The organism is Neobacillus sp. (genome assembly GCF_031988165.1).
In the GTDB taxonomy this organism is placed as follows: Bacteria; Bacillota; Bacilli; order Bacillales; family Cytobacillaceae; genus Neobacillus; species Neobacillus rhizosphaerae.
Window position 1 is genome coordinate 1 of record NZ_DALZYO010000021.1, and the last position, 4,557, is coordinate 4,557.

A 4,557-nucleotide genomic window follows, 5' to 3' on the forward strand; every position below is an offset into this window, starting at 1 on the left:
CCTGCGGGATAGAGAGGTCACGGGAGACCCCGCAGGCTCCAAAGGAGCCGAGGAGGCTCCCGGAGACCTCCCCTCGGAAAGCGAGTGCCTGGAGCGGAAATCAACAGGCCAGTTAGCAGGGCAAATCCATTATTTAAAAAAAATTGTCGAGAAATATACCCTTTCTCGACAATCTGGGGATTCCATATATACGGAATCCTGTTTTTATTATTTATCTTATTTATACTTCTTCGTCAACGTGATGGTCATCGCAACAATTACATTTTGAGTAAAGCACTGTTACTTTTTCATCTTCAAAATGATCAATAGTAGAGTTACATGTTTGGCATACAAGAGTACCCATCTGTTCAATCCCCTTTTCTTTAATGAATGATCATAATATGAAAGCGCTTAAACATCCTTAATACAATAATAATATATCACATTTGAAATTTCAAGCCTAATTTGTATGTCACAATTAAAATTATTTCATCAAAAAAGGCCCCATTCAGGCCTCTTCGGTAATTTTTATTCATATTGAGTGACAAAAGGAATGGACGGAAGTGTATCGCGAAAAAACTCAGCTAATTCTGCGGCCTGTTGTTTATCTGGGATCCGGAATACGGTTTGAAGGTAATCTATATCTTCAATTTCTTTTGGGTCGAGGAGGGTTGAACGTCCAGTTTGCATGCAGATTACAAGCGGCTTTCCAAAAAACATATTGGTATAAACAATTCCAAAGTCATAACGGGTATCCTCTGTGGTAAATCCAATAAACCTTACTTTTGTGTTTTCGTGCTCATCATAGAGCTTATCAAAAAGTTCCATTTGGCTCCTCCTTTTCTTTAAATATTTAGAATATTATTATAATTCATTTTCAGTGGAATAACAAGAAACTTGGCAATTTATTTCTATAAGTGTTGTCAGCACTTTTTATTCAATGCTAGAATAGAAGAGCATATAACATGGACCAATAGGGGGGTAATGATGATGGCTGATAATTCCTTTATTAAGCTTGTGCCTTCATCTGCAAAACAAACAGTAACCATTGATGAGGTTAAGGAGCTAATTCATTATTATAAAAATATTACTGTAAAAACGGGAACCCAATTGAATTGGCAATACGGAGAAAATGCTTTTCCGTACGCCATGAAAGAAACCGAGGAAGGTAAAGGAAAATGGTTTTACTTACAATCTAACCATGAACGCTACAATACTATATTAATAGGTGTTGATACGGAAACCGTTAGAAGTGAAGATGGCGTAGAAAGCGAACAAACATACATACAGGTCACACTACCTGACCAATCCACATTTGGTGACAAAGGAAAGGCCAATGAATTTTGTAAATTTCTTGCTAAAAAACTGCAAGGAGAACTACACCTTTTTAACGAAAGAATCATGTATTACTACCCAAGAAAGTAAAGGCGAAACCGGCTCCATAAAGGAGCTTTTTTAATGGATAAATTGTGCCAATGTATAATGAATCGAAGTATAAATAACCAAGCTTAATGAAGTGATAAAGAGAGTTTTCCGTACTGATTTTGTCACATGGTTTCCAATTATGAAAGCTAAATAAAAAAATATAAAAAACATCAAGACCTTATATATCAGTTGATCATGCTTTGATAACCATTCAATAAAAGTATATCCACTCCAAATGAAAAACTGTAAAATTATGACAAGATAAGCCTTCATATCATCACCACTCATCATACATTAATCATTCTTTCATACTCAAACCTTTGTGGTTAAGTATATGTGATAAATCTGTTAGTAAGATATTTTTTCCCTCCTCGCAAAAGTATATTCAAAAAACATGATAATATAGATAATATTCGCTTTAAAAAAGTAAAGTCCTTTTCGCATTTTTACGAAAAGGACTTATTTTTTACATTATTTGATTACATGTATAGGAGTTCCTAATGCAACTTCAGCTGCTTCCATTGTAATTTCACCAAGTGTTGGGTGGGCATGAATGGTCATGGCAAGATCTTCTGCTGTCATTCCAGCTTCAATGGCAAGACCCAATTCTGCAATCATATCTGATGCACTTGCACCGGCAATCTGTGCTCCAATTACCAGCCCGTCTTCTTTACGAGTAATTAGTTTTAAGAATCCATCACCGCTATCCAAGGATAAGGCACGACCATTTGCAGCAAATGGGAATTTAGCCGCAATTACAGCGATACCTTCATCTTTAGCCTGCGTTTCTGTATAACCGACTGAAGCTAATTCAGGTTCGGAGAAAACAACCGCCGGAATTCCTAAGTAATCAATTACTGAAGCGTGGCCAGCAATTGCCTCAGCAGCAATTTTGGCTTCATATGATGCCTTATGTGCTAATTGAGGACCCTGAACAACATCACCAATGGCGTAAATATTGCTAATATTAGTACGACATTGTTTGTCGATTTCAATAATCCCGCGATCACTTACTTTCACACCAACTTGTTCAAGACCCATCTCATCAGTGTTAGGACGGCGTCCAACCATTACAAATACATAATCAGCCTCGAGTTTCATTTCTTCGCCTTTTGATTCGAAGGTTACAATTACACCATTTTCAGTTTCTTCTACGCCCTTAGCCAATGCTTTTGTATAGAATTCCGCACCTTTTTTCTTCATGCTGCGCTTAACAAGTGCAGCCATTTGCTTATCAAAAATTCCAAGACCTAGGATTTCATCTGCACCCTCTAAGATGGTAACTTGGCTACCAAAGTTTGCATATGCACCCCCTAGTTCAATACCGATTACACCGCCGCCGATGACAACGATTTTTTCCGGAATTTCAGCTAAGTTAAGTGCTCCTGTAGAATTAAGAACGCGTTTTGAATATTTAAATGTTGGCAGCTCAATTGGACGAGATCCAGTTGCAATAATCGCATTTTTAAAGGTATAGGTTTGCGCAGAATTATCGTCCATTACACGAAGTGTATTAGCATCCACAAAGTATGCTTCACCACGAACAATGTTCACTTTATTTCCTTTTAATAACCCTTCAACACCACCAGTTAACTTTTTCACGATTCCGTCTTTAAATTGTTGAACCTTTGAAAAATCAACTTTTACATTTTCAGCTGTAATTCCGAATGCTTCAGAATGTATCGCTGTTTCGTAGCGGTGACCTGCTGAAATCAATGCTTTGGAAGGAATACAGCCAACATTTAAACAAACACCGCCAACATATTCCTTTTCAACAATTGTTACTTTTTGTCCAAGCTGTGCTGCACGAATCGCGGCAACATAACCCCCAGGACCTGCACCAATTACTATAGTATCTGTTTCAATTGGGAAATCTCCTACTACCATTTTATTACGCCTCCATTAACAATAGTTCTGGATCGTTCAATAAACGTTTAATATGATTCAATGCATTTTGTGCTGTTGCACCATCAATCATGCGGTGGTCAAAGCTTAAAGAAAGGGCCAATACAGGTGCAGCAACAATTTCCCCATCTCTTACAATTGGTTTTTCAGCGATTCTACCTACACCCAAGATAGCTACTTCTGGGTGGTTAATAACAGGAGTAAACCATTGTCCACCTGCAGAACCAATATTTGAGATCGTACATGACGCACCCTTCATTTCGTTAGGTGAAAGCTTTCCATCACGGGCTTTTCCTGCAAGTTCATTAATTTCATTAGAAATACTGAAAACAGACTTACGGTCTGCATCTTTTACTACCGGAACTAATAAGCCTTTTTCCGTGTCAGCAGCAATTCCAATATTATAGTAGTGCTTATGGATAATCTCACTTGTTGCATCATCAAGAGATGTATTAAGCGCAGGGAATTCACGTAATGCACTTGTTAATGCTTTTACGATATATGGTAAGAAAGTAAGCTTAATGCCTTTAGCAGCAGCCACTTCTTTGAATTTTTTACGATGAGCAACAAGTTTCGTTACATCTATTTCATCCATTAGTGTTACGTGTGGAGCTGTATGTTTTGAGTTAACCATTGCTTTTGCAATTGCTTTACGAATACCGCTCATTTTCTCACGAGTTTCAGGATATTCACCTTGCGGGATAGGTGCTGCTTTAGTTTCTACATGATTTACAGCTTCAGGAGCTGGAGCTTGAGCCAGCGGTGCTACTGCTTGAGCTCCACCGGTTAAGAATGTTTCAATATCAGTTTTCAAGATACGTCCGTTTTTACCTGTTCCTGCAACTAAACCAATTTCTACCCCTTTATCACGCGCAAATTTCCGGACAGATGGCATAGCAATAATACGGTGATTTGGATCAACTTCTGTTTGTGGTTGTACAGATGGTGTAGCTACAGCAGGTGTGACCTGCGGTGTAGCCTCTGGTGCTGGTGCAACTGCCTTTTCTTCTTGTTTAGGCTCATCATCACTATGATCACCTTTAAATTGCAAGTTTTCGTATCCTGGTGCATCAAAGGTGACGAGAACCTGTCCAACTGTTGCAACGGTTCCTTCTCCAATTAAAACTTCAATAACTGTTCCTTCGACAGGGGAAGGAATTTCAACAACTGCTTTATCATTTTGTATTTCACAAAGTACATCATCTTCTTGGACTTTATCGCCAGGCTTGATAAACCATTTAACGATTT

6 protein-coding genes are annotated in these 4,557 nt (G+C 38.2%); 2 read left to right on the top strand and 4 right to left on the bottom strand.

The window, feature by feature from the left end:
* Nucleotides 1–268, top strand: a 268-nt coding sequence (locus RTR43_RS13875) for a hypothetical protein (protein ID WP_312472874.1), incomplete at its 5' end; no start/stop codon positions are given.
* Here the strand turns inward: RTR43_RS13875 and RTR43_RS13880 are convergent.
* Both RTR43_RS13880 and RTR43_RS13885 read right to left on the bottom strand, forming a co-directional pair.
* Nucleotides 221–343, bottom strand: a complete 123-nt coding sequence (locus RTR43_RS13880; RefSeq protein ID WP_248736746.1) for a GapA-binding peptide SR1P — start codon at nucleotides 341–343, stop codon at nucleotides 221–223. The genes RTR43_RS13875 and RTR43_RS13880 overlap by 48 nt on opposite strands.
* Before the next feature lie 164 nt (nucleotides 344–507).
* Nucleotides 508–807, bottom strand: a complete 300-nt coding sequence (locus RTR43_RS13885; protein WP_312472735.1) for a DUF3055 domain-containing protein — start codon at nucleotides 805–807, stop codon at nucleotides 508–510.
* A 162-nt stretch (nucleotides 808–969) separates the two neighbouring features.
* Here RTR43_RS13885 and RTR43_RS13890 point away from each other — a divergent pair, with 162 nt between their 5' ends.
* Nucleotides 970–1,404: a DUF1885 family protein gene (locus RTR43_RS13890; RefSeq protein ID WP_248736800.1), complete on the top strand. Its 435-nt coding sequence runs from the start codon at nucleotides 970–972 to the stop codon at nucleotides 1,402–1,404.
* A gap of 471 nt (nucleotides 1,405–1,875) precedes the next feature.
* Here RTR43_RS13890 and lpdA read toward each other — a convergent pair whose 3' ends face one another.
* Together lpdA and RTR43_RS13900 are read right to left on the bottom strand one after the other, a co-directional pair.
* Complete coding sequence (lpdA, locus tag RTR43_RS13895) at nucleotides 1,876–3,291, bottom strand: dihydrolipoyl dehydrogenase (RefSeq protein ID WP_312472736.1); 1,416 nt, start codon at nucleotides 3,289–3,291, stop codon at nucleotides 1,876–1,878.
* A 4-nt stretch (nucleotides 3,292–3,295) separates the two neighbouring features.
* Nucleotides 3,296–4,555, bottom strand: coding sequence for a dihydrolipoamide acetyltransferase family protein (locus RTR43_RS13900; protein WP_312472737.1), 1,260 nt, complete (start codon nucleotides 4,553–4,555; stop codon nucleotides 3,296–3,298).
* Nucleotides 4,556–4,557 lie beyond the last annotated feature (2 nt).

Bases quoted from the DNA above. Each gene is read 5' to 3' on its own strand.
- RTR43_RS13880 (WP_248736746.1), bottom strand. From the start codon at position 343: ATGGGTACTCTTGTATGCCAAACATGTAACTCTACTATTGATCATTTT.
- RTR43_RS13885 (WP_312472735.1), bottom strand. From the start codon at position 807: ATGGAACTTTTTGATAAGCTCTATGATGAGCACGAAAACACAAAAGTA.
- RTR43_RS13890 (WP_248736800.1), top strand. From the start codon at position 970: ATGGCTGATAATTCCTTTATTAAGCTTGTGCCTTCATCTGCAAAACAA.
- lpdA (WP_312472736.1), bottom strand. From the start codon at position 3,291: ATGGTAGTAGGAGATTTCCCAATTGAAACAGATACTATAGTAATTGGT.